Genomic DNA, 22,776 nt, shown 5'->3' with positions numbered 1-22,776 from the left:
GTACTCCGTCTCAAGACGCGGGAGAGTAGGTCGCTGCCAGGTCTGCAAAACGCAACAAATATCTTCTCAAGCAAACTCTTCGGCCCAGCCGATACAAAGCGCCGCTCAAAGCGGCCTTTTTGCATTACGGAACATGAAAACATAAGGCAAACGCAACGTGCGTCCCTTAAAGGAGACAAATCGCCTGCGGCAATTTGCTCCGGAACTATACATCACAGCGTCCCTGTGATGCAGTCGCGATAAATCCAATAGGGATTTACGCTGGTCGCGATAAATCCAATAGAGATTTACGCTGGTAACGCGGGGTGGAGCAGCCCGGTAGCTCGTCAGGCTCATAACCTGAAGGCCGCAGGTTCAAATCCTGCCCCCGCAACCAATTCAAACTTGAATGTTTAACCATTCAAATCGCTTAACAAAATGCTCCTCCGCGCAAGCGTCGAGGAGCTTTTTGCGTTTCTGATCCCTGTCCAACTCGCCGGCACGAAGCATCTCCAGATAATCGTGCTGCGTATGTGAGACGTGCACCAGACCACGCGCGAAGGCTATCCGGTTGCGAGGTTTCTCAACGTCACGGCGTTGCCCAGCTCTCACTATACGAATGGAAGAAGAGGTTTGGGGCGTCGAACGCCAAGGGCGACGAGGTGACCGAGGAGAACAGGCGGCTGAAGAAAGAACTGGCTCGCAGTAGCTGTGCCCGCAAAAACGGGTCGGTGTTCGTGGGTGGTCCTCGTCCTGAAGAGGGTAACTTTGCCATCTACACATTGGCCCGAAGAAATGGCGTTCTGGTGCTGTACTTTTGAGATGGCTGGCAGCGGGTGAACGTCGTCTCGCTTCGTACTTAAAGCATGGTGCTGCTCGCTCCAACTCGCCGCGTTCCGGAACCATCGCGCGTGTTCTTTGTTTGGGGGCAACGGAACGCAGCACGCATTGCCGGTCCGTAGATCGCGGGTGATACGGCAGGTGTGTTCTGCGTCAGTGTCGGTGTCAGCCATGAGGTGCAGCGCCATGGAAAGGTTTTTCACTCAATTAGCGAGCCGCATAGCGTCTTTTTCCGGTTCGCCGACAGCTTTTGTCGCCGCGCTTGGCACAGTCATCGTCTGGGGAATAAGCGGGCCGCTGTTCGGGTTTTCTGAGGTCTGGCAACTGGTCATCAACACAGGCACGACCATTGTCACCTTTCTCATGATTTTCCTCGTGCAGAACTCGCAGAACCGGGATTCTGCGGCGATGGAAGCAAAACTAGACGAATTGCTTCGAGCTGTGGAGGAGGCGCGGGCGGATTTCATCGGGATCGAGCATCTCACGGAAGCAGAAATTGAGGACATCCGCGCTCGGCTGGAAAAGGAAAACGGCTCTGAAGGTGAAAAGCCGCCGCCGCATCATGCCATGGCGCGATTGCTTTCCCGGCGTTAGGTCGGGCGGTTTGTCAGATGGCGGCGGCGGCCATCGCTTGTCATCGCCGTGACATCGTCACCGAAGACCACACGCGGCAAAGCCCGCTGACAGAAGGAATTATTATGTCTCTCAAGGCCCTTGCGTTGAATGCCACACTTAAGTCCTCCAAATCGGCAGAGCCGTCATCGACAGAAAGAGTTCTGGCCCTGATCCTTCAAGAGCTCGGCGATCACGATGTTCAAAGCGAAATGATTTGGCTCGCTGATCATGACATCAAGGCCGGGGTTACGTCAGACGAAGGCGAGGGGGATGCCTGGCCGGCTATCCTCGAGAAGATTCTTGCTGCCGATATTCTTTTGTTTGGCACACCGATATGGCTCGGACAGCCTTCGAGCGTGTGCAAACGAGCGCTGGAGCGCATGGATGCATTTCTGGAGGAAAAGGACGAGCAGGGGCGTATGGTTTCCTACGGCAAGGTTGCCGCGGTGGCAGTCGTCGGGAATGAGGATGGGGCTCACCACGTTTCTGCGGAACTTTTCCAGGCTCTGAATGATGTTGGCTTCACAATCCCGGCAAATGCGGTTGCCTATTGGCTAGGGGAGGCGATGGGATCGAAGAATTTCGTCGATCTCGATGAGACGCCTGATGCCGTTAAAACCATGATCAGCATCCTTGTGCGCAACACGGTGCACTTGGCGGGACTCCTGAAGAACAGCCAATATCCGGGCAGCGAGGACTGATATCCATTTTACCGGTTCGTGTCGCAGGCCTTACGCCCTCGAACGGCTACGCGGGTCGTATGCTATCGAGCCCTCCATGATCCGCTCCGAATTTTCGAAACGAGATTCTCCTCGTCGATCATTATTTTTCGGAACTCTCCGCATGTCGGTTTGTTCGGGAGATGTCCATGCCGGCCCTGAAAGGGGTTTGCCATCTCGGGGGAACGCCCGAGAGGGAGGCTGGAGAGCCATAATGCAAGCGGAGGAAAATCCCAATGAAGAAGACTGTTTTCGTTGCGTTGCTTCTGGGGAGCGGCGCGCTGTCGGCTTTCGCCCAGCAGACGCCGACCGCCAATCCCGGAGGCGATACGCCTGCTGTCGCCACGCCGGGCGCCAGTAACCCTACGGCCCCGGTGGAGGGCGCCAATAGCTTCACTGAGGCGCAGGCCAGACAGAGGATTGAAGATGCCGGTTACACCCAGGTCAAGAATCTGACGAAGGATCACAAGGGCGTGTGGATGGCATCGGGCATGAAGGGCGGCAAGACCGTCGCCATCGCGCTCGATTATCAGGGCAACGTCGTCGCCAAGTGAGGCGCGCAGGATTTGGGAGAAATGACATGAGAACCGTAACCGGACTTTTCGATGACTATGATGATGCGAGCGCTGCCGTTTCCGAACTGGAGCGAGCGGGCGTGCCGTCAAGCGATATCAGCGTTGTGGCCAGCAACGCCGACAGGCGACATGGAGAGGATTCCGATTCCAATGCTGCTGAGGGCGCCGGCGCGGGTGCTGGCATCGGCGCGCTTGTTGGCGGCGCTGGGGGTCTGCTGGCGGGACTTGGGTTGATGGCGATCCCGGGAGTGGGGCCGGTGGTTGCAGCCGGTTGGCTTGCCGCAACGGCAGTCGGAGCAGCCGGCGGCGCTGTTGCCGGCAGTGCGGCCGGCGGGCTGATCGGAGCTATGACCCGCTCGGGTGTTTCCGAAGAGGATGCCAATCTCTACGCGGAAGGGGTGCGCAGGGGCGGCACACTGGTAACCGCCCGTGTGGAAGACAATCTGGTGCCGGAGGCCGAGGCCGTGCTGAAGCGGCAAGGCTGGGTTGATCCTGCCGAACGCCGCGCCGCTTATCGCGAACAGGGCTGGACGCGTTTCGACGAGACATCGAGACCCTACGCAGCGGAAGACATTGAACAGGAACGTAGCCGCTATCGCCGCTCGGCAATTTGACGAGAACGTCCGTCCTCCAGGGGCCTGGTTCCGCCATGGTCCCTGGTCAACGCCTTGCAGGAGTTAACATGGCCAAAAAACCAGATTCCACCTCATCATCCGTTACCATCCACGACCAGAAGCTTGTTCGGGGAGAAGGAGGCGAGCTGCACCAGATTGCCACTGGCGATGAGCCCGTGCTGACGACCGCGCAGGGCGGGCCGGTTGCGGACGACCAGAATTCCCTTCGGGTCGGTCCTCGCGGGCCGCTTCTCGTGGATGATTTTCATTTCCGCGAGAAGATTTTCCATTTCGATCACGAGCGAATTCCAGAACGCGTGGTTCATGCCCGCGGTTACGGCGCGCATGGCTATTTCGAGACCTATGACTCCCTTGCCGCCCACACCAAGGCTGACCTGTTTCAGAGGGCCGGTGAAAAGACGCCCGCCTTCGTGCGGTTCTCGACAGTGGCCGGCAACAAGGGCTCGGCCGATCTCGCGCGGGATGTGCGCGGCTTTGCCGTGAAGCTCTACACCAAGGAAGGAAATTGGGATCTCGTCGGCAACAACATTCCCGTCTTCTTCATTCAGGACGCAATCAAGTTTCCGGACCTCATTCATGCCGCCAAGCAGGAGCCCGACCGCGCCTTTCCGCAGGCGCAAACGGCGCATGACACCTTCTGGGATTTCATCAGCCTGACGCCCGAAAGCATGAACATGGTCATGTGGATCATGTCGGACCGGACTATTCCGCGTTCCTTCCGGTTTATGGAGGGGTTCGGCGTACACACCTTCCGCCTCATCAATGCGAAGGGAGAATCGAGCTTCGTGAAGTTTCACTGGAAGCCGAAACTTGGATTGCAATCGGTGGCGTGGAACGAAGCGGTCAAGATCAACGGTGCCGATCCCGATTTCCATCGGCGTGATCTCTGGACTGCGATCCAGTCCGGCAATTTCCCGGAGTGGGAGTTGCAGGTGCAGCTTTTCGACCAGGACTTCGCCGACAGTTTCGATTTTGACGTCCTTGATCCCACCAAGATCATCCCCGAGGAGATATTGGCGCCCAAACCGGTCGGCCGGCTCGTCCTTGATCGTATGCCGGACAACTTTTTTGCCGAGACCGAACATGTGGCGTTCATGACGCAGAACGTTCCGCCGGGCATCGATTTCAGCAATGATCCGCTGCTGCAGGGCAGGAATTTTTCCTATCTCGATACGCAGTTGAAGCGTCTCGGCGGGCCAAACTTCACACATCTGCCGATCAATGCGCCTAAGTGTCCTTTCGCGCATTTCCAGCAGGACGGCCATATGGCGGTGCGCAACCCGGCCGGACGGGCCAATTATCAGCCGAATTCCTTCGGAGAGGGTCCAAGGGAATCGCCGATGCGTGGTTTCCAGCATTTCCCCGCTGAAGAGCAGGGACCCAAGGCGAGGCTGCGGCCGGAAAGTTTTGCCGATCATTACAGCCAGGCGCGCCAGTTCTACATTAGCCAAACGCCGCCTGAACAACGCCATATCGCATCGGCGCTCACCTTCGAACTCAGCAAGGTGGAAACGCCAGTCATTCGTGAGAGGATGGTCGCGCATCTTCTCAATATCGATGAAACGCTGGCTGCGACGGTAGCGCAGAAGCTCGGCCTGCAAGCCATGCCCAAGCCCGCGGATGCCGCCATGCCGACCCGTCAGGATCTTGAGCCTTCGCCGGCGCTCAGTATTGTTCAGCGTGGGCCCAAACGGTTCGAGGGTCGCAAGCTCGGTATTCTCATCACCGACGGTGTAGATGCAAAACTGCTGAAGGGGCTGACCAAGGCGGTAACAGCCGAAAAAGCCGTCTTCGAGTTGATCGCGCCCAAGGTTGGCGGCGTGACGGCGTCGGACGGTACCTTCATCGAGGCACATCACATGATCGATGGCGGTCCTTCAGTGCTTTTCGATGCGGTGGCGCTGCTGACATCGGCTACGGCCGTCGATGAACTGATCAAGGAAGCAACCGCGCGGGATTTCGTCGCCGACGCGTTCCAGCACTGCAAATTCATCGGTTACGACCAGTCGGCGCTGCCGCTTCTGAAAAAAGCGGGAATTGCGGACGCCATGGATGAGGGGGTGCTGCCCTTGTCAGGCGAGGAGGGACTGGCGGCCTTCGTGTCCGAACTCGGCAAATTGCGGGTGTGGGCGCGCGAGCCGTCGGTGAAACTCGGCAAGGCCTCCGATTCCGTTAATGAGCAATGACGAACATCTGATTTCCCACTCACCAACCAAAGCAACAGGAGACTAAAAATGGCTGAGAAGACATTGGAAGACCTTTTCCTCGATACGGTGAAGGACATTTATTTTGCCGAGCGCCAGATTCGCAAGGCGCTTCCGAAGATGGCGCGCGCTGCGCAATCGCCGGACTTGAAGGCGGCATTCGAAAAACACAGGGACGAGACAGAGGTCCATGTGGAGCGTTTGCAGAATGTCTTTGAACTGCTCGGCAAGCCGGCGCGCGGCAAGACCTGTGAGGCGATCCAGGGCATCATCGCGGAAGGCGAGGAAATCATGGAGGAATTCAAAGGCTCGTCCGCGCTTGATGCTGGGCTCATTTCTTCGGCGCAGGCCGTGGAGCATTACGAGATCACCCGCTACGGCACATTGAAGACGTGGGCGGTTGAACTCGGCATGAAGGAAGCGGCCAAACTGTTCGAACAGACGCTGGGCGAAGAAAGCGCGACGGACACGGCGCTCTCGTCGCTTGCCCAGGCCAGCGCAAACGTGAAGGCCAAATCCAAGGCGGCGTAAGCGGTCCGTCACCTGGGAGGTGCCGCTCAAACCGGCGGCACCTTCGATTTCGCAGTTGTCTCTTTCATGCGAGGCTGAACCATGAGGCTGTTTCGCGACAATGGATTGGCGATTGTCCTTGTCCTGACTTCCGTATTGACGATCGGTGGTATGCTGGCGACCGGTTGGGCGGTTTACAATGAGGAGCTGGCGCAACATCACGCCATGCCTCTCACGTTTTTTTCCTATGCAAAGAGCGGTCATTTTCTCTCCGCTTTGTTCGAAAACTGGGAGAGCGAATTCCTCCAGATGTCGGCTTACGTGATGCTGACCGCATTTCTTTTTCAAAGAGGCTCGTCGGAGTCCAAGGATCCTGACAAGACTGCCCCGCAGGATGAAGACCCTGCCCAAAAAGAAGATGATCCCAAGGCGCCCTGGCCGGTAAAACTTGGAGGATTTATCCGTGCCATTTATTCCTATTCCCTGGGTCTGGCGCTGTCCTTCCTTTTTATCGTCAGTTTTGTCCTGCATCTGAAATACAGTGCCGACACGGCGGCGTTGGAAGCCGCCATGCACGGCGAGCCCGAGACGACGCTGTTTGCGCATTTGGGAAGTGTAGAATTCTGGTTTGAATCGTTTCAGAACTGGCAATCGGAGTTTCTGTCGACTGCGGTCCTCGTCGTTCTTTCCATCTTCTTGCGCTTTCGCGGTTCGCCGGAATCGAAGCCGGTTGCCGCTCCTCACAGCGAGACCGGCGGGTAGGGAGGAGGCATGGTCAAATTTTCGGACGAGGGAGACTGGCGGCACCTGTGCGTCGATATGCAGCGCGTTTTCGCCGAGGATACGCCATGGCATGTCGAATGGATGGACCGCATCAGCGAGGAGGTGGAGGCCGTGGTTCGGGCGGATGCCGCCCGCTGTATCTTCACCTGTTTTATACCGCCTAAAACCGTAGAAGAGGCTCCCGGTGCGTGGCGCGCCTATTATGAAAAATGGCCGATGATGACGCAGCAGTCCCTGCCTCCCGAGCTCATCGAGGTAATCCCCTCCCTATCGCGCTATATCCCACCCGCCCGTATCTTCCGCAAAAGCGTCTATTCGCCGTGGCAACATGGGGGTCTCGGCGAAATCCTGCGGAAAGAGCATGTATCGACGATTGTGATAACAGGCGGAGAAACGGATGTCTGCGTTCTCGCCACCGTTCTGGGTGCGATAGACCAAGGTTTCCATGTCATTCTGGTAGAGGACGCGCTTTGCAGTGGAAGGGATGCGACACACGACGCAGCGTTAAAGCTGCTCTCCGGCCGTTATTCGACGCAGCTGCAGGTCTGCGATACGGCGACACTCCTCGGTACTCTTCCGTCGCAATCCGGTCGGCGGTCCGTAAGATTGTCGTGAGCCAGCGTCACTATTCATCATCACAGCAACGGAAGAAAGGGAACAAGCCTGGCCGAGCGCAGTTAGGCCACCAATCTTCCCAGCAACGGAGGTCCAGCCGTGACCCAGAGAGTCGATCACGAAACCAGCAACAGCCTGAATATCGAGGCTGCGACCCCGAAGGTCATCAAGATCATTGTGGGCGAGCGTACCGTGCTTGAGGGCGTTCTGAACACCGGCAGCGTATTGACGGTGCAGACACGAGAGGGCGCCGAGCCACAATCCATCGAACTTCTGATCGAGGACCTGGCACGGTGAAAATTGCGATTGTCGATCGGATTAACCCCTGAAATCACCCTCGTTGGTGTCCCGTTCATCGTAGTTCAAATCCCAGTCTTTTTCGGGTTTTTTGACGCCGGGCGGCAGCTTGTTGGCGGTTGCGTCGTCCGAGCCGGTGATAACCCTTGGCTTCGCGCTCGCGACGCCGTTGTTATCAGAGGTTTTTTTGCCGCGCGCAAATTGCGGCTCGCTGTCCTTATGGATCTGCTTGAGCTTGTCGTCCTTGTTCATGACATCCTCCTTGATACCTCCCTAACCATTTTCCGGCGACAGTGTTCCCTCAGGCCTTCATCACGCCGGAACATCCTTCAGGCTGCATGGTTAGAAAACTGCGGGGATAGCGGGTCCCTCATTTTGGAAACCACAAGCGGAGATGAAGCGATGAGCCTACCAGACGATGACGCCAAGCCAGAGCCCGGTACGGATGACGCCCGTGCTGGCAATAGCGATGAAAGCCGCAAAGACAGGGAACAGACGAGAGAAAACGCGGAACGCATGATTGAACAGCGGCATCGGAAACAATCACCCGGCAGTGCGAAAAGTGCCTGAAGCCACGTTGTCGGGACGCGAGCGTAGACGCGGTCCGGGTGTTCTCAATGAGACCTTTGGATCGTCGCGGATTTCGCTATTGTACGTTGGCGTACAGCAACCAAGCGTCTGCCGAGCCATTTGCCCATGGTGAAAGGATGGGAAAATGGCCAAGCACGCTGTGAGTGGAGTTTCCGGAAACACATTAAATGATTCGCAGCTGGAGGTGTTGCGTATCGGTATTGCAGATCTGGCGCCGGCCTTGACGGCTTTTGCCCGCCGCTTCGTCAGGAATGAAGAGGATGTCGACGATCTCGTTCAAGAGACGATGTTGCGAGGACTGCGGTCCCTGCACGGTTTTACGCCCGGCACGGCTTTGAAATCGTGGCTCTTCACCATTTTGCGCAACACGTTCTGTACCCGCTACAAGGTGTCTAAACGCGAATGTGTAGGCTTACCCGTTGGTATCGAGCAGACCATGTCTACCCCTGCCAGCCAGGAATGGCGTGTGCAGCATCAGGAAGTCATGCGGGCTATACGGGATCTCGACAAGGATCAGAAAAAAGCTCTTCTGCTTGTCGCCGGAGGGACGAGTTACTCCGATGCCGCGGCCATTTGCGGCTGCCGGGTGGGCACCATCAAAAGCCGGGTGAACAGGGCAAGGGAATCGCTTCGGCGCAATCTTGACTAAAGTGTAATTTCTCACACTCGAGAGCGCCTTTCCGGCGGATCGCCGGAAATCATCTTTCGGTGAGTTGAACCTCTCGCGCAAGACATTGCCGCGGCCGTTTTGTTTCTTTGCTCCTATCAGCGGTCACCGATCGCAAATTGCAGGGCATAATCGTCATACCTCGTGCCCTCGATACTGCCGTGCCGGAAAAAGGTTTCCCCCTGCACAGTCGGAAGACTGGTGAGGTTTGGCGAAAGGTTGGCGCGCATTTCCAGCCGTCCCGCGCTGAAATACCAGTCGATCGCCAGACACTGGGTTTCGCAGTCAAGGGAAACTGCCCTCTCGAAATCCGAGCACAGGAGCGGCCAGATGTACCGGCGCCGTTTCTCAAGCAATGCCTTCATCCTTTCCCTTGCCAGCTTCCCCTCGGTCGTTTCCGCCTCATCCCACTTCAGGGTCGAGATTTGCATCGTGTGCAGATCATTCGGATCCAGCACCACCTCTGGGGCCTCGGGAGGTAATTCGCCCTGGAAGCTTTCCGCCTGTTTCAGCCGATTCTTGATCTCCTGCTCCCGGTCGTTTTCAGGGTGGTCGGAAAAAAAGAAGAACGGGTTGGTCGAACCATGGTCGTCGCCCATGAACATCAGCGGCGTCTGCGGGGCGAGGAGGAGGATTGTCTCAAGCGTATCGAAAAGGGGAGGTTGTATCAGGGAACGCAGCCGCTCCCCGCGCAGGCGGTTACCGGCCTGATCGTGGTTATGCAGAAAGTTTACGAACCGGTGGGGCGGGAGATGGCCGCTGGGTTCACCGCTTCCGGCAAAATTATGAGAAGGCCGCGGGTGGCCCTGATAGACAAAGCCGGTTGCGAGCGAGCGGCGAAGACCGTCATAGGGCTGGTTGGCGAAATCCTCGTAAATGCCGCCGTCCTCATGCGTGGTGGCAACATGAATAACGTGGTGAAAGTCGTCGTTCCATTCGGCATCGACACCGACGAGGCCATCAGACGAAGGTGTCATGGGTGAGGCTGCATTTCGCGCGTCTTCCGTAACGATATGGACATGCCTGCTCGTTATCGCCCGTTTCACGTGCCCCGCCATCTCGATCAGAAAATCGACGTCTCCGTCGCCGCCGGCGAGATGGTCGGCGGCATCGATCCGCAGCCCGTCAAACCGATATGTCTCTAGCCAGTAGAGCGCGTTCTGGAGAAAGAGCGACCGCACCTCGGCGCGGTTGAAGTCCGGCGCGGGTCCCCACGGCGTCCCGCCCGGCTTGAAGAATGTGGGAGCAAACGCCTCAATTGCGTTCCCCGTGGTGCCGAAGTGGTTATAGACGACATCCAGCAGCACCATGATGCCGTGGGCGTGGGCCTTATCGATAAAGGCCTTGAGGTCTTCGGGCGTTCCATAATCTCGCTGGGGCGCGAACTGCAGAACGCCGTCATAACCCCAGCCGCGACTGCCCGAGAAGGTAGCAAGCGGCATGAGTTCGACAACCGTCACACCGATGCCTGCGAGATATTCGAGCTTCTCCCCTGCGGCCGCAAATGTTCCTTCTTTTGTAAAAGTTCCGACATGAAGCTCATAGACGACCGCTTCGAGCCACGGCCGGCCTTTCCAGTCGGGGTTTTTCCAGTGGAAGTCATGGTTGACGATAAGGGAGGGGCCGAGCGGGCCTTCGTCCTGCTGGTTGGAAGCGGGATCCGCAACCCTTGTCCCGTCATCCAGTATGAAGCCGTAGCGATCGCCGGCGGAGGTGGGTTTTGTGGCGTTATGCCAGCCGTTCCCGGCCGTTTGCATGTCGAATTCCGCGTCGTTCAGCCACAGTTTCACCGTTGCCGAGGCGGGTGCCCAGATGCTGAAATCCGTGTCGCCGGATTGATTGCGCTGCACACCCCATTTGCGATAATTCGCTGCATTCATCACCAGAGCCTCCTGTTGCCAGTGGCCTAACCTGTTGGTGATCCTGGGGTTCCCGCCTGCCGCCTGTCAGCTCTTATCTTTGCAAAAGTCTCGGGTCTGAAGTCGGCGACCGCGTTCTTTTTGCGCTTGCTGTTGCCAACAAGGCTCTCGAAAAGCGCCATATATTGTGCGGCACTCTTGTCCCAGGAAAAATTAGCCTGCATGGCCTGCCCCTGAAGCCGCCGGAAAAGTTCCCGGTCATTATAGGCGTTAATGGCGCGGTCCAGTGCTGCGCACAGATCGTCTGTATTCGCCGGCTCGAATTGAAAGCCTGTCGCCACGCCCGCTTCAATGGCCGCGTCATTGGCGTCGATAATGGTTTCCGCCAGCCCGCCCGTGCGGCTGACGATGGGCAGCGCGCCATATCGCAGCGCGTAGAGCTGCGTCAGCCCGCATGGTTCGAACCGCGAAGGCTGGATGATGAAATCCGAGCCGGCCTGGATCATGTGCGCCAGCCGTTCGTCATAGCCGATATGGGCGCAGACCAGCTCCGGATAACGCTTTGCCAGCGCCTGCAAGCTGTCTTCCAGTGTCGTATCCCCCTCTCCGTGAATGATCAGCCTGCCTTTCCTTTCAATTATAAGGGGTACGACGTGAGGGAGGAGATCGATCCCCTTTTGCCAGGTCAGGCGACTGACCACGCCGAAGACCGGGCCCTGGGTAGGGGCAAGACCAAGGGCCTGGAGCAAGGCATATTTGTTGATGCTCCGTCTCGTAGCCGTGGCAGCCGTGAAATTGGCGAGAATGTAAGGGTCCGTCGCCGGATTCCAGACGTCCTGATCGACGCCGTTGACGATGCCGCGCAGGTTCTCGCGCCGCTTAGCAAGAACGCCCTGCATTCCCATTCCCATTTCCGGTGTGAGGATTTCTCTTGCATAAGTGGGGCTTACCGTCGTCACGGCCGATGCGGTCGTCAGGCCACCCTTCAAAAACGACATGTCGCCATAATATTCGAGGCAATCCACCGTGCAGAGGTGGGGCGGCAATCCGAGAACGCCCGCCCGCTCCAGTGGATATTGTCCCTGAAACGAGAGATTGTGAAGGGTAAGGACGGAGGGCACCTGCGGCGTTGCCTCGGCGAGGTAGACGCAGCTTAAGGCCGCGTGCCAATCATGCGCGTGAACGAGATCGGGCTTCCAGCCGTCAATCGCACCGATTGCGATTTTCGCTGCAACCTTGGAAAGGACCGCAAAGCGCAGATCGTTGTCGGAAAAAGGCTCGCCTTTTATGCCATAGGGATGGCCGTCCCTGTCGAACAGGTCCGACGCTTCCAGAAGCAGCAGTTGTTGACCGTCTGAGATAACGGGATAAACCGATACCGGCTGCTCAAGAACAGTTGCACTCAGACATGGCTCCTTTCCGCGGATAAGTGGCGTGAGCCTGCGGTACAAAGGCAGCAATGTACGAACATCCGCCCCCTGTCTCGCCAGCGCCTCCGGCAGAGCACCTGCCGCATCGGCCAATCCGCCGGTTTTGACGAATGGAAACATTTCGGCCGTCACGGCAAGAATCCGCATTTGGCGCCTCCAGGAACCGCATTGATCTTAGATTGCGAGGAGCCCGGAAACAGGTTGGTGACAACCAAGCCGCCTGCCGGGAACAGGCGGGCATTACCTGTCCTGCCGGTGCCCTTGATGGGTCGAGTTAATCTTTATGTTTGCCTGCCGGCCCGTCTGGGTCGAAGCTTTCTGTTCCTGGGCAGATGAGGCGTCTTCCGTGCTCAGGCGGCCATTGTCACCGGGGCCCTGGTGGCTCCGGTTGTCTTCTGGAATAGGGAGAGTTTTCCGGGTCATTTGATAACCTCGTTCGGTATGAGTTCCTTGGAGCAACCCGAACCGTGCCTACGCAGGTTTGTTCCCGGTCCGCCGGCTGACTTTCATATCGTGATCGTGTCGTTTCACGGATCGATCGACGGTCGGAACACGGCAACGTTCTGCCCACCCGCATGGCGAGATGCAGGATAATCGGAAACCTCGGAGGTGAAAAACTAAGCTGAAATCGTGACAGGATGCCACCCGTCAGACCTGGATGTCAGCCGACACGCAATTTGGTTCGGAAATAGAGAGCGGCCAATTGCTGGAGTTTCGACGGATCGACGACGCCGCGATCATACATTTTCAGGACATAGCGGGCGACGTCTGCAGGGCATAGAGCCGGATCGCGTTCTGCAGACACGACATTTTCGTAGGCTGCCTTAACGATATTGATGTCTTCGTTCAGAAAAATTCCAGCACTCAGGTATTCGTGATTGGTTTGCATTTCACCTCCTTGAAACGCGCTCGGCGTTTCACAGCATGAGGGAAGATGCATTTATCTTATAGAGAAACGACCAAAGGTAAATGTCCGCAAGCGTACCAACGACAACTGAGAACGGCCGACGGGCCTAGCGAACGCCCTCGCTCGCAACAGCAGTCAGGTCGTCAAGCGCGGAATCAGAGCTGTATTTGCGCATAAATCGGGCGAGCATTCGATTGTTTTCCTCCTCGGGCACGCCGTAGAGATCGCCGGCATAGGTCTCAAGCATCTCGCGGTTCTTGATCGTAATTCGTCCCCTTTCGGAGCGAATGAACCCAAGGCTTTCCAGCACGTGGAGAGCGTCCGTTACGCTCGCGCGTCTGACTGCCAGCATGGTTGACAGGAATTCGTGGGTCAGTTGCAGCTGATTGCTTTCCACCCGGTCGTGGCACATCAGGAGCCAGCGGGCGAGGCGCTCCGTTACGGACTGGGTGGCGTTCGAAGATGCCGTGAATTGTATCTGTGTTCTTGAGACGTGGAGGGCGCAGACGAGAATGTCGAAGAATACCCGATATTTTGAAATAAGCGCGTCAAACGACCTGATATCCATGAAAAGTGCTTCGCCCGGAGCCTGCATGACGATCTCGGTCAGGTTCGTTTCCGCGCCAGCTACGGCTCCCGCCGGCACGAACCCCTCTTTGCCGACAACTCCCGCCTCGGTTTTGCGCCCCGATTTGGTCACGACAACGACCGAAGCTATGCCGGATAACAGAAAGAAGACACCCTCGATGGCCCCGCCGGCGGGTATCAACATGTCACCCAGTGCGAGTTTGATGGGCCTGCACGCGTCTCCAACCTCAACCCGGACGTCATCAGGTAAATGAGAAAGCAGAATATTCGCTTCGCCATGGCTATCGCGTTGCTTCAGCATGACACGTGCCTCCCTCTAATGTCTGATGTCTCTTCCTTGCGCCATCAAGGCGGAAACAATGTTTTCAATGTCTTCCGAACGCCTGGAGAGGACAAAAGGTCCCGGCTCGCTATCGATGACCGCGTCGGGCACGAAAAAAAGATAGGGAATGGCTTCACCATCCAACTGCTCTGTGAGGCGTAGCAGGACGTTCGCCTCGTAACGGATGTCGATAATCGCGGCGGTAAATTTCAGAGCGTCTTCACTCTCTATGAAACTGGCGGAATACGGTCCTTCAAGGCCAATCTGCGCGTGAAACCAGGCCATTCTGATTTCCGGCGTCACGGTATCAGTCATGCCAATGATTGCGATGGTGAGGCGTTTGACTGTCTGCATGCTCTACTCCTCGCATACCACTGCATGCGTGTGCCTTTCCGCTTACCATAACGCCTGAGCAGGATGATTTCAGCCGCCCCCAGTCGGAATTTATCAAACAAGCGCGAGAGGGCTGGCGCGGCGTTGGGCATCGCGTCCCGATGATGAAAACCTCTTGCGGCGGTTTTCCTCGCCGCCGTCCCGCTTCGGGGGCGGAACAATTGCGGATGGGCGGGGTTGGGATGCCGCGCGCCCATGAGGAGGTATCGGATGCAGGCAAGACAATGACTTGGCTGATCCGCCACGGGAAAGCATCAGGCTTGAGCAGGATATAAACCGACCGGTAAGTGAAAGGCTCGATTCAAAGTTTTCACCCATCGGCGTAGATGACGGCGATTTTCGCCGCCGCAAACGCACCTGGAAAACCATGATGGTCTATGCGCTTGTGATATTTGCGCTGGCGGCCGCCATTGCGCTCTATTTTTTAATCACGACGCATCCCGGTCGCACCGCGTGAGACGGCGCCGGCCCGTCATTTCGCCTAGACTTTACCCGCCTCCAGATTGTGACCATCAGTCGACGGTGGAACGCTGATTTCTGCGCTTCTGCGTCGCAGGGCAACATCCACCTGATGGGGCACCGCCACCATCACCTGAAGCGACCGGGACACCCGATTGGGGGCTGCGGTATCGGTCAGCGTCATATGGGTAGTTTGAGCGAAGCGTCTCGCCTCTTCGGTCCGCAGCATATCGTTCTCCAGCAGCTTTGCTGCCGCGAGCGCGAGATGTCGGCTGGGATAAACGCCTCTTATGATATCAGAGATGACGACGGCCCATCCATTTTCATGCGCCGTGATCTGGTATTCGGTGTTCTTTTTCATGGTGTTCAAGCCTCCCTGTTTGGCAGCCCCTAACCACGATTGGAAGAGCTTGTTCCAGATATTGAAGGCGGATGCGGCGGATTGCTTTCGCTAAGTCGTCCCGGCAAGAATTTCGCCTGTTCGGCCATTCCCCGATGCAGCAAGGGACCCTCCTGCAAATTCGTACGGAAACGTACTCACTGTTTTCATGCGATTTTCCGCTGTTAATATGACCGCTGCATATTGTTGTTTTCGAGCAAGGGGCGAACCGGGCGAACCGCTATGCTTGGATCTGATTTTTTTGTTTATAACCTGCTATTGAAAACCCTGGGCATGGAAGGGCTGTCACGGCTCGCGTCTCGAATGGAGCACGTCGATCTGCCGGCGGGGTATCAGCTCGTTGCGCCTGGCGTGCCTGTTTCCCATCTCTGTTTCATCGAAACCGGTCTGGCATCCACCGTCGTTCATAACGATAGCGGTAAAAGTATAGAAACCGTGCTCGTCGGCCGGGAGGGGATCACCGGCTGGCCCGCTCTTCTGGGCGCGGAAACCACGCCGGATGAAACCGTCATGGGTGTCGGCGGCCGTGGCTTTCTGATCCCCGCCGTCGAACTGCGACAGGAGATGGAGAATGACGTGCGGCTGCGGGAGCTTTTGCTGGGCTATATCAATATCTGTCTGCTTCAGGTGGGCCAGCTTGTGCTGGCAAATGGGCAGTACAGTCTGCGCGAAAGGCTCGCGCGCTGGCTGCTGATGTGTCATGACCGGCTCGATGCCGATGATCTGCCGATCACCCATGAGTTCCTCTCCACGGTTCTTGGCGTGCGGCGGCCGGGCATCACCAACGAGCTGCATGTTCTCGAAGGCATTCATGCCATCCGTGCCAGCCGAGGAAACGTCCGGATCGTCAATCGAAGCATATTGGAAGACGTCGCCGACACGACCTACGGCGTCCCGGAAAAAGAATATGAAAAACTGATAACTCGTATGCGGACGGACGTTGCAACGCCATCAGTCATTTCTGCCTAGCGCGTCGGCGAAGCGGACGACTTTCAATACTTCCTGCTGTTTATTCCGGATGATGATGCATCCTTCCGAGATGTCGCGCCCTTGCAGGACTGCCTCGCTCATCAGCGCCCGGGCATCTTGGAGCGCCTCCTCGATCGCCCGGTCGAGCGACGGCAGATCGCTGCCTTCCGGATCATCGAGGATGTTTTTGCCGCTGATCACGGTGAAGAAAAATCTTGGCATGTTGGTTCCTCAGGAAAGACATGGTCGCCGTAGGCGCACCGCGGCTTGTCCTCAGCCGAAGTGTCGCAAATATTGGGCTTGTTTCTCAAGCCGGGCGGCAAGTTCGGAAATGCTCATATTGTTCGCGCATAAATGAATAGCGCATTCCAGGAATTGCAGTGACGAGCGCCTGATAAAGTCCTGCTGCTGCTCATAAGCCATTCTGGAGATGCGATCGGATTTGCCGGATTTGTCCGTCATCGTCATGTTCCCTCGGATTGAATTTTCTCTCGCGCCTAACCGGGGCAACGCGAAATTGTTTCGAAAAAAGTTGCCCTGCTGTGTTGTTGTCTTCGCGGAACATCGTCGCCGCAAAGAGGTTGGGTGGGTTCGCAACCCAACCGGAGGCAATGATGACCAATAATTCTCCACGAGGTGGCGCTCCCGGCACCACCGACCAATCACCCCGTTGGGAGGGGCCGAAGGAAACCCGCCCCAGCGGCTACATGGAGCCCCTTGACGATCCCGAGCACGATCGGGAGGCTGTTGGGGAGAACGTCAAAAACCCACGTAAGAAGCGTGTTTCCGACGCAATGAAAACGCGCGACGAGAAGTAATGCGCGGCTCGTCCGTTGCGACCGGAGGAAGACATGTTCACTTCAACAAAAATACCGGCCAGCATCCGTCAGGGCGGGCCGGGTGCATCGCATGAAAACGCGAAGGCACCCTTGGAAATCAAGAAACCCGCCGCAGATAACGACAAGCGTTCGAAGAGCAGGGTTTCCGGAGGAGGTCGTGGGCGTGACAGTCACCATACCCATGACCCATACCGAAAATCATGATTCGCCGGGAGAGAAACAGTGAAAAAGGGGAAAAAAAGAAAAAGAAAAAGAAATGGTCGCAGAAGGTGACCAAGGAAAGCGACGCGCTCGATCTTGAGAAAGACGCCTCTCGTTGAGGAACTCTGTTTTCCTCTTGCCCGAAGCAAACGTCAGGATCGCGTCAGATCGCCGCGTAGTACGATCACCAGTTCCGCACCATCGGCACGAGATCAATGCGGTTTACCAGCGTGCGAAGCTTGTCGGCCGCCTGTACCCTCGTCTCCTCGTTGCCAAGCTGGTCGTGAAGAGCAGCGATCTCCTCATGATAAAATTTTGCCAGATTGGGATGCCGCAGGGGAGGTGGCTCCTCCGCATTGCGGATTTCGGATTACATAGAGGTTTCCGATGACCATGACACGTTTTTCCTGCAGTGAAGTCGATCTTGACGTTAGCAAGGCAAAGAAAGCCGCCCAAGCGGGATCCGTGACGATCACCCATCGCGGCAGGCCATCTCATGTGTTGATGACGTAACGCGAGTTCGAGCGCCTCATCGGAAAGCGCCGCAACCTCGCCGACGACGCACGAGCACTAACGGCTGATAGCCACCAAATCTCGTCGCCATGTTCCGCACTATGAACTGGCAAATGCTCTGGTCTACAATGCTGGCGCGCAACGCTCCCGAAACACTCCTAAACCCGCGCTTCCAGAACCATGTTGAAAGGCCCGGTGAAGGCTCGCCTGACGCTGGAAAAGCCACCCGAACGAATGACCTCTGAGAGCTTAGCTTCGCCAGCTTGAGCTCCCAATCCTTCACCCACCTCCTGGTCAAGTGACGTTGGCACGCAAATCATGGTTGATGCATTGTAGTAAAGGCGGCCGACAGGATTCATATTGTCCGCCGGGCGGTCGCCCGAGATAGGTTCAACGATCATCCAGGTGCCGTCATTTTTGAGGATACGAGACATGTGCCCCGCACACCCACGCGGATCACCCATATCATGCAGACAGTCGAAACTGGTGATGAGATCGAAATCCGTATCCTTGATGTCTTTGGCCGTCGCCGCCACGAATTTCACCCGGTCGTCCACCCCATGGCTTCGGGCATGCTTGTTGGCCTCTTCTATGGATGGCTCGTGGAAGTCATAGCCTGTGAAGCTGGCGTTGGGGTACGCCTCGGCCATAAGAATTGTCGAGAAGCCGACGCCACAGCCGACATCGGCGACCCGGGCGCCCTTCACCAGTTTGTCCTCGACGCCATGAAGGGCGGGCAGCCACGATTGGACAATATTGTTCACATATCCCGGCCGAAAGAACGCGCCCGTTGCGCAGAACAGGCAAGCTGCAGTGTCACCCCATCGCACCCCGCCGCCGGTCCGGAAGCTGTGCTCAACCTTGGGCTCTCCCTCGATCATCGCCGCGACCAGATCGAAAGCCCCTTCGAGATAGACGGGGCTGTCCTCGTTGACGAACACCATCGCCTGCTCGGGTGAGAGACTAAACATCCCGGAACCGCTGTCGTAGTCGATGTAGCCGTTTGCCGCCTGTGCCAGCGCCCACTCCCTGACGTAGCGCTCCAACAGGTTACCGGAGGCTGCCGCAAGGCCTGTGGATGTTAGCGGTCCGGCGCGGTGCAACGTATCGAACAGCCCCAGTCTCAAGCCAATCCTAACAGTTGGAACACTGAAGGCTCCGCCTAGATCGCCCAGTATTTTGCCAATAAAAGAATTCAGTTTTGTTTCGTCGAGCTGTGTCATTTCATTCCCCCCAATTAATTGGGTTGGCGGGCAAAGGCTGACCGAAAATTTACGCGTCAGTGAATGCTCGTAGGCGAAGTAATATAGCCGAATACCCTGAATTTGTCACGCAAACCAATATCGCTCTATCGGTGGTCCGCTCCTGACTGGCGTTACCCGTAAGAGTGATGGACGATAGCGCGGGGAAGTCGTAAACTGGCTTGAAGACCAGGCAACGATATACTCCCGGGAGGAAGCAATGCCTATCTTCATGGACCGGCACGAGCTTGCGGGAGTTTCAGCGGCGGATATCGCCGCGGCACATCTTAAAGATCTCAACATTCAGGAGCAGTACGGCGTCAGGTTCCTGACCTACTGGTTTGATGAAAGGCGTGGTACGGCCTTTTGCCTTATCGATGCTCCAGACGCTGAAACTGCGCAGTGCGTACATCGGGAAGCCCACGGATTTGTCGCCAGTGAAGTTGTGGAAGTCGCTCTGTCCGCTGTGGAAGCATTTCTCGGGCGAATACAGGATCCCTTGTCGCTTGCTACCATCTCGAAAGATATGGATGCCGGCCACCGTGCGATCCTGTTCACTGATATTGTCGGTTCAACCGAGATGACGGCCCGCCTTGGCGATCGTATGGCGGCGGAACTCGTCCGCGCACACGATGCCCTGGTTCGTGGTTGTCTCGGGCGACGGTCGGGGCGAGAGGTCAAGCACACCGGCGATGGCATAATGGCTGTATTCTCGTCCGTACCGTTTGCCGTGGATTGCGCCATTGATATCCAGCGCGAGTTCCATCGCTACAACAGCGGCAACGGTGAGCCAATTCACATCCGCATTGGACTGGATTGTGGTGAGCCGGTCGAGGACAGCAATGATTTCTTCGGTGCGACCGTGCAACTGGCAGCCAGGCTCTGTGCCGCGGCCGAGAGCGACCAGATCCTGATATCGGACAAGACCTTCCAGGAATATGGCAGCGCCGATGTCCTCGTCCATGGCAATCAATACAGACTGAAAGGATTTGCCGAGCCGGTCATCGCCTATCGTTGCGAGTGGCTGCACTAGCGACGTGATTTGAAATCCGATGTAGAAATGACCATCAAATGGTAATCTGCGTTGAGCCACCGTGCGGTTTGTTCGGTCGGGCAACACCGGCCTGATGTCTGGCGGGGTGTGGACACTTGCACCACCGCTGGGCGGCCGCTCTGCGAAGCCGGAAAACTCTAGCCTCAGCTGGTCCAGAAACCTGGGGCGGTTCAAAATGGGCCGGACTCAAATTTATTCTGGAGGAAAGTCTCAGTGGCAGGTCACGGTCACTTTGCAATTCAATGTCGCCTTGGTTGGGAGGATATTGATGAAAAGTGCGGCATTAGATAGAAAAACCACAGAATTCCATTTCAGGCACTGATTTCCATGGCTAATTTGGGAAATCTCTAAACGTTGCATGGCATCGGCCGCAAATAATGTACGTCGCGCCGCCAAGCGGTACGCTGCAATGGCGCTAGCAAGAGCGCGATCAAGGATCGATGGAATGGACTTGGCGTATCGCCTCCCGGAGGAATTCTTCACAGAGCGGTTTCTAGTCAGGCGGGTTCAACCATCTGATGGCGACGCAATCTTTGCTGGTTGGGCAACTGATCGTGAAGTGACGAAATATCTCACTTGGCGTCCGCACACAGACCTTTCCCAGACGCAGGAAGCTGCGGAACGCTCCTATCTGGAGTGGGAAGGTGGCTCCACGTTTCCAGCGGTCATTTGCCGACGCGAAGTGCCGAGCGAACTTGTTGGAAGGATTGACGCGCGACTGGCGGGACCGCGAGTTTCCTACGGTTGGCTTGTCCGGAAGGATCACTGGGGACAGGGCGTTGCGACTGAAGTGGTAAAATGGGCGATCGAGCATGCCCTTACCCATCCGATGATCTATCGCACCGAGGCAGCTTGTGATGTCATGAACGTGGCCTCAGCACGTGTGATGGAAAAGGCTGGTATGACCCAGGAAGCGTTGCTTCGGCGGTATCTTTTCCATCCAAATTTGTCGAACGAACCAAGGGACGCTTTCCTGTATTCCAAAGTTCGCTGAGACCGTCTCGGGTTACCAATCCGGCTGTAGCTTCCCGCATAAACCAACTGGGTCTCTCACGAGCGACTCCTATGCGAAATCCAAGGTAAAATCTGGATCATGTTCAGGATGATACGCATACAGCTCTAATCTCCCCGCGGCCTTCAGTCGCCGGACGGTGTCAACATCAGGATGCGCCCGCCCTAATCGTGGCGGTTCTTCACGAATGAATGAATCTCATGAAGCTGTTGGCTAATCGTGTGAACGAATGATATTTCGGTGAAGGGAGATTATCTGCGCGAGACGGATAAATCGTTGTTATAGCATGGTCGCAAAGAGGGGCGCCTGTTTGAACCCGCCTCAAGGCGTAGTCTTCGATTAGAATTGTTGGATAGCATCGCTAATTTCACTTCTCGCTCATGACGCCTCCGCCATCGCTGCATAGATGGCCCGACTGATATCGGTAGAAAACCGCCCGGCGCCAGACATGCCTTCAAATGCGGTATTGGTCAGGGCCACAACTGTCAGGCCGTTGCTTGGGTCAGTGAACCAGCTATGCCCGTAGGCCCCGCCCCAGCGCCAGGTGCCTGCCGGCTCGGCCACGCCTGCGGCCTGGCTGTCGCGCAGCACCGAAAAACCGAGACCATAGCCCCAGCCCGGCGATCCCTCGATGTCGATCCCGGCTATCTGGTCACGCGCCATCACGGAGGCATGATCGGCAGTCATAATATCACCGCCGCCCTGCCGTAACGCTTCTATCAGCTGCAACACATCGAACGCTGTGCCGACCATACCGGCGCCGCCTGAAGGAAAAGCCTTGGTATCAAACACCCGTGATGGATCCATCATGACGCTTGCCATACCGGGGAGCAATGGCAAGCAGTCCGGTTCGTGCATCCGGCGGGGACGTGGCGTGGCGTCCGCGTATGCAGCCGTAACCCGGGATGGATCGGAAAGCGCAAAACCGGTATCCTTAAGACGGAGCGGCTCGGTGACGAGCTTGCGGATGGATTCCGGCAAGGCGAGCCCTGTTGCCGCCTCAATCACCGCACCCACAACATCTATCCCCAACGAATAGCGGAATGCCGACCCCGGAGCGAAGGAGAGGGGGACGCCGGCAAGGCGCCGGATGTTGTCGGCAAGCGTCAGGTCGGAGCGGTCCATACCGTCCGACACGCCTGCTTGGGCGAGAGGCCCGCCTTCCGGCTCAAAAAAGCCGTAGCTGAGCCCTGCGCTGTGACTGAGTAGATGACGCAAGGTGATAAGAGCCGGTCGTCCCTCGAAGGTCGGCGTGAACGCCGGTAGCCATTCCGTGATTGGTCGATCGAGATCCAGTATCCCGCGACTGACCAGCGCTAGGGCAGCCGCAGCGGAGAAGAGTTTCGAGACGGAGGCCAGTCGGAAGATAGCGTCAGTTCGCATCTCCGTGCCGGCATCCCGGTCGGCGAGCCCTGCTGCGCGGCAATATATTGTTTTGCCGTCGAGCGCGACAAGGACGACAGCACCGACGATGCGTTCGGCTGCAATCGCGCCGTCTATCACAGCGTCCAGGCGCGATACGATCGAAGAATTTGAGGATGTCATGAGAATTTCCTTTG

29 protein-coding genes, 1 tRNA gene and 1 pseudogene are annotated in these 22,776 nt (G+C 57.0%); 19 read left to right on the top strand and 12 right to left on the bottom strand.

All coding sequences use genetic code 11. The annotated features are described in order from the left end of the window. The first annotated feature begins 299 nt into the window (after window positions 1–299). The 11 genes from ACQZ6D_RS27580 (at window position 300) to ACQZ6D_RS27530 (ending at window position 7,772) form a co-directional block, all read left to right on the top strand. A tRNA-Met gene (locus ACQZ6D_RS27580) sits at window positions 300–376 on the top strand. A 136-nt stretch (window positions 377–512) separates the two neighbouring features. Next, a complete protein-coding gene (locus ACQZ6D_RS27575; RefSeq protein WP_448730440.1) occupies window positions 513–800 on the top strand; it encodes a transposase in 288 nt (95 codons plus the stop codon). 205 nt (window positions 801–1,005) lie between these two features. After that, window positions 1,006–1,413, top strand: a complete 408-nt coding sequence (locus ACQZ6D_RS27570) for a low affinity iron permease family protein (RefSeq protein ID WP_113049431.1) — start codon at window positions 1,006–1,008, stop codon at window positions 1,411–1,413. A gap of 104 nt (window positions 1,414–1,517) precedes the next feature. Beyond that, on the top strand, window positions 1,518–2,135 hold the full coding sequence (locus tag ACQZ6D_RS27565; protein ID WP_448730441.1) for a flavodoxin family protein: 618 nt from the start codon (window positions 1,518–1,520) through the stop codon (window positions 2,133–2,135). A gap of 254 nt (window positions 2,136–2,389) precedes the next feature. Then, entirely contained in the window at window positions 2,390–2,707 is a 318-nt protein-coding gene (locus ACQZ6D_RS27560) for a PepSY domain-containing protein (protein ID WP_142851672.1), read from the top strand. Between the two features lie 26 nt (window positions 2,708–2,733). Continuing rightward, window positions 2,734–3,342, top strand: coding sequence for a general stress protein (locus ACQZ6D_RS27555; RefSeq protein WP_013762428.1), 609 nt, complete (start codon window positions 2,734–2,736; stop codon window positions 3,340–3,342). Between the two features lie 68 nt (window positions 3,343–3,410). Continuing rightward, complete coding sequence (gene katE, locus ACQZ6D_RS27550; protein ID WP_448730439.1) at window positions 3,411–5,549, top strand: catalase; 2,139 nt, start codon at window positions 3,411–3,413, stop codon at window positions 5,547–5,549. Between the two features lie 48 nt (window positions 5,550–5,597). Next, complete coding sequence (locus tag ACQZ6D_RS27545) at window positions 5,598–6,098, top strand: YciE/YciF ferroxidase family protein (RefSeq protein ID WP_112496989.1); 501 nt, start codon at window positions 5,598–5,600, stop codon at window positions 6,096–6,098. A gap of 81 nt (window positions 6,099–6,179) precedes the next feature. Next, window positions 6,180–6,839 (top strand): DUF6766 family protein, encoded by a 660-nt coding sequence (locus tag ACQZ6D_RS27540; RefSeq protein WP_013762431.1) that lies wholly within the window; start codon window positions 6,180–6,182, stop codon window positions 6,837–6,839. Between the two features lie 9 nt (window positions 6,840–6,848). Further along, the gene (locus ACQZ6D_RS27535) at window positions 6,849–7,475 is read left to right on the top strand and encodes a cysteine hydrolase family protein (RefSeq protein WP_162694270.1); all 627 of its coding nucleotides are present in this window, start codon (window positions 6,849–6,851) and stop codon (window positions 7,473–7,475) included. A gap of 99 nt (window positions 7,476–7,574) precedes the next feature. Next, window positions 7,575–7,772 carry a hypothetical protein gene (locus tag ACQZ6D_RS27530; protein WP_003519000.1) on the top strand — a complete coding sequence of 66 codons (198 nt, stop codon included), beginning with the start codon at window positions 7,575–7,577 and terminating at the stop codon, window positions 7,770–7,772. 21 nt (window positions 7,773–7,793) lie between these two features. Here the strand turns inward: ACQZ6D_RS27530 and ACQZ6D_RS27525 are convergent, their stop codons facing one another. Together ACQZ6D_RS27525 and ACQZ6D_RS27520 are read right to left on the bottom strand one after the other, a co-directional pair. After that, the gene (locus ACQZ6D_RS27525; protein ID WP_013762433.1) at window positions 7,794–8,024 is read right to left on the bottom strand and encodes a hypothetical protein; all 231 of its coding nucleotides are present in this window, start codon (window positions 8,022–8,024) and stop codon (window positions 7,794–7,796) included. Window positions 8,025–8,180: 156 nt separating this feature from the next. Then, the gene (locus ACQZ6D_RS27520) at window positions 8,181–8,306 is read right to left on the bottom strand and encodes a hypothetical protein (protein WP_019567401.1); all 126 of its coding nucleotides are present in this window, start codon (window positions 8,304–8,306) and stop codon (window positions 8,181–8,183) included. A gap of 181 nt (window positions 8,307–8,487) precedes the next feature. Between ACQZ6D_RS27520 and ACQZ6D_RS27515 the strand changes: the two genes are divergently transcribed. Next, window positions 8,488–9,012, top strand: coding sequence for a sigma-70 family RNA polymerase sigma factor (locus ACQZ6D_RS27515; protein ID WP_013762435.1), 525 nt, complete (start codon window positions 8,488–8,490; stop codon window positions 9,010–9,012). Between the two features lie 116 nt (window positions 9,013–9,128). Here the strand turns inward: ACQZ6D_RS27515 and treZ are convergent, their stop codons facing one another. The 5 genes from treZ to ACQZ6D_RS27490 form a co-directional block, all read right to left on the bottom strand. Next, complete coding sequence (gene treZ, locus ACQZ6D_RS27510) at window positions 9,129–10,910, bottom strand: malto-oligosyltrehalose trehalohydrolase (RefSeq protein ID WP_112496990.1); 1,782 nt, start codon at window positions 10,908–10,910, stop codon at window positions 9,129–9,131. Between the two features lie 26 nt (window positions 10,911–10,936). After that, window positions 10,937–12,466: a glycogen synthase GlgA gene (gene glgA, locus ACQZ6D_RS27505; protein ID WP_448730438.1), complete on the bottom strand. Its 1,530-nt coding sequence runs from the start codon at window positions 12,464–12,466 to the stop codon at window positions 10,937–10,939. A 514-nt stretch (window positions 12,467–12,980) separates the two neighbouring features. Further along, entirely contained in the window at window positions 12,981–13,208 is a 228-nt protein-coding gene (locus ACQZ6D_RS27500; RefSeq protein WP_003518990.1) for a hypothetical protein, read from the bottom strand. 124 nt (window positions 13,209–13,332) lie between these two features. Continuing rightward, complete coding sequence (locus tag ACQZ6D_RS27495) at window positions 13,333–14,115, bottom strand: Crp/Fnr family transcriptional regulator (RefSeq protein WP_173995336.1); 783 nt, start codon at window positions 14,113–14,115, stop codon at window positions 13,333–13,335. A 15-nt stretch (window positions 14,116–14,130) separates the two neighbouring features. Continuing rightward, the gene (locus ACQZ6D_RS27490) at window positions 14,131–14,490 is read right to left on the bottom strand and encodes a hypothetical protein (protein WP_013762440.1); all 360 of its coding nucleotides are present in this window, start codon (window positions 14,488–14,490) and stop codon (window positions 14,131–14,133) included. Between the two features lie 268 nt (window positions 14,491–14,758). On the opposite strand from ACQZ6D_RS27490, the gene ACQZ6D_RS27485 reads away from it, so the two are divergent. Beyond that, entirely contained in the window at window positions 14,759–14,986 is a 228-nt protein-coding gene (locus ACQZ6D_RS27485) for a hypothetical protein (RefSeq protein ID WP_112496993.1), read from the top strand. A 24-nt stretch (window positions 14,987–15,010) separates the two neighbouring features. Here ACQZ6D_RS27485 and ACQZ6D_RS27480 read toward each other — a convergent pair whose 3' ends face one another. Then, window positions 15,011–15,349: a hypothetical protein gene (locus ACQZ6D_RS27480; RefSeq protein ID WP_025594786.1), complete on the bottom strand. Its 339-nt coding sequence runs from the start codon at window positions 15,347–15,349 to the stop codon at window positions 15,011–15,013. Between the two features lie 261 nt (window positions 15,350–15,610). Between ACQZ6D_RS27480 and ACQZ6D_RS27475 the strand changes: the two genes are divergently transcribed. Beyond that, window positions 15,611–16,357, top strand: a complete 747-nt coding sequence (locus tag ACQZ6D_RS27475) for a Crp/Fnr family transcriptional regulator (RefSeq protein WP_111802309.1) — start codon at window positions 15,611–15,613, stop codon at window positions 16,355–16,357. On the opposite strand, the gene ACQZ6D_RS27470 is transcribed toward ACQZ6D_RS27475, so the two are convergent. Both ACQZ6D_RS27470 and ACQZ6D_RS27465 read right to left on the bottom strand, forming a co-directional pair. Next, window positions 16,340–16,579 (bottom strand): DUF6894 family protein, encoded by a 240-nt coding sequence (locus ACQZ6D_RS27470; protein WP_006315847.1) that lies wholly within the window; start codon window positions 16,577–16,579, stop codon window positions 16,340–16,342. The genes ACQZ6D_RS27475 and ACQZ6D_RS27470 overlap by 18 nt on opposite strands. Before the next feature lie 51 nt (window positions 16,580–16,630). Beyond that, window positions 16,631–16,819, bottom strand: a complete 189-nt coding sequence (locus ACQZ6D_RS27465; protein ID WP_025594784.1) for a hypothetical protein — start codon at window positions 16,817–16,819, stop codon at window positions 16,631–16,633. 152 nt (window positions 16,820–16,971) lie between these two features. On the opposite strand from ACQZ6D_RS27465, the gene ACQZ6D_RS27460 reads away from it, so the two are divergent. From ACQZ6D_RS27460 to ACQZ6D_RS27450, 3 genes and pseudogenes are all read left to right on the top strand, one after another. Continuing rightward, the gene (locus ACQZ6D_RS27460) at window positions 16,972–17,175 is read left to right on the top strand and encodes a hypothetical protein (RefSeq protein WP_026331086.1); all 204 of its coding nucleotides are present in this window, start codon (window positions 16,972–16,974) and stop codon (window positions 17,173–17,175) included. A 33-nt stretch (window positions 17,176–17,208) separates the two neighbouring features. After that, complete coding sequence (locus ACQZ6D_RS27455; RefSeq protein WP_013762445.1) at window positions 17,209–17,400, top strand: hypothetical protein; 192 nt, start codon at window positions 17,209–17,211, stop codon at window positions 17,398–17,400. Between the two features lie 384 nt (window positions 17,401–17,784). Beyond that, a pseudogene (locus ACQZ6D_RS27450) lies at window positions 17,785–17,907 on the top strand (type II toxin-antitoxin system Phd/YefM family antitoxin); the annotation flags it as partial. Between the two features lie 161 nt (window positions 17,908–18,068). Here ACQZ6D_RS27450 and ACQZ6D_RS27445 read toward each other — a convergent pair. Continuing rightward, a complete protein-coding gene (locus tag ACQZ6D_RS27445) occupies window positions 18,069–19,133 on the bottom strand; it encodes a class I SAM-dependent methyltransferase (RefSeq protein WP_013762449.1) in 1,065 nt (354 codons plus the stop codon). Window positions 19,134–19,371: 238 nt separating this feature from the next. Here ACQZ6D_RS27445 and ACQZ6D_RS27440 point away from each other — a divergent pair, with 238 nt between their 5' ends. Beyond that, window positions 19,372–20,184 carry a nickel-binding protein gene (locus ACQZ6D_RS27440; RefSeq protein WP_013762450.1) on the top strand — a complete coding sequence of 271 codons (813 nt, stop codon included), beginning with the start codon at window positions 19,372–19,374 and terminating at the stop codon, window positions 20,182–20,184. 466 nt (window positions 20,185–20,650) lie between these two features. Beyond that, window positions 20,651–21,199: a GNAT family N-acetyltransferase gene (locus ACQZ6D_RS27435; protein WP_013762451.1), complete on the top strand. Its 549-nt coding sequence runs from the start codon at window positions 20,651–20,653 to the stop codon at window positions 21,197–21,199. Between the two features lie 396 nt (window positions 21,200–21,595). On the opposite strand, the gene ACQZ6D_RS27430 is transcribed toward ACQZ6D_RS27435, so the two are convergent. Further along, window positions 21,596–22,762: a serine hydrolase domain-containing protein gene (locus ACQZ6D_RS27430; protein ID WP_448730437.1), complete on the bottom strand. Its 1,167-nt coding sequence runs from the start codon at window positions 22,760–22,762 to the stop codon at window positions 21,596–21,598. Window positions 22,763–22,776 lie beyond the last annotated feature (14 nt).

The sequence above is a fragment of the Agrobacterium sp. 22-3639C2 genome (assembly GCF_053522105.1).
The sequence above is the reverse complement of the archived record's forward strand: the minus strand, read 5'-3'. Positions and strand labels throughout refer to the sequence as shown.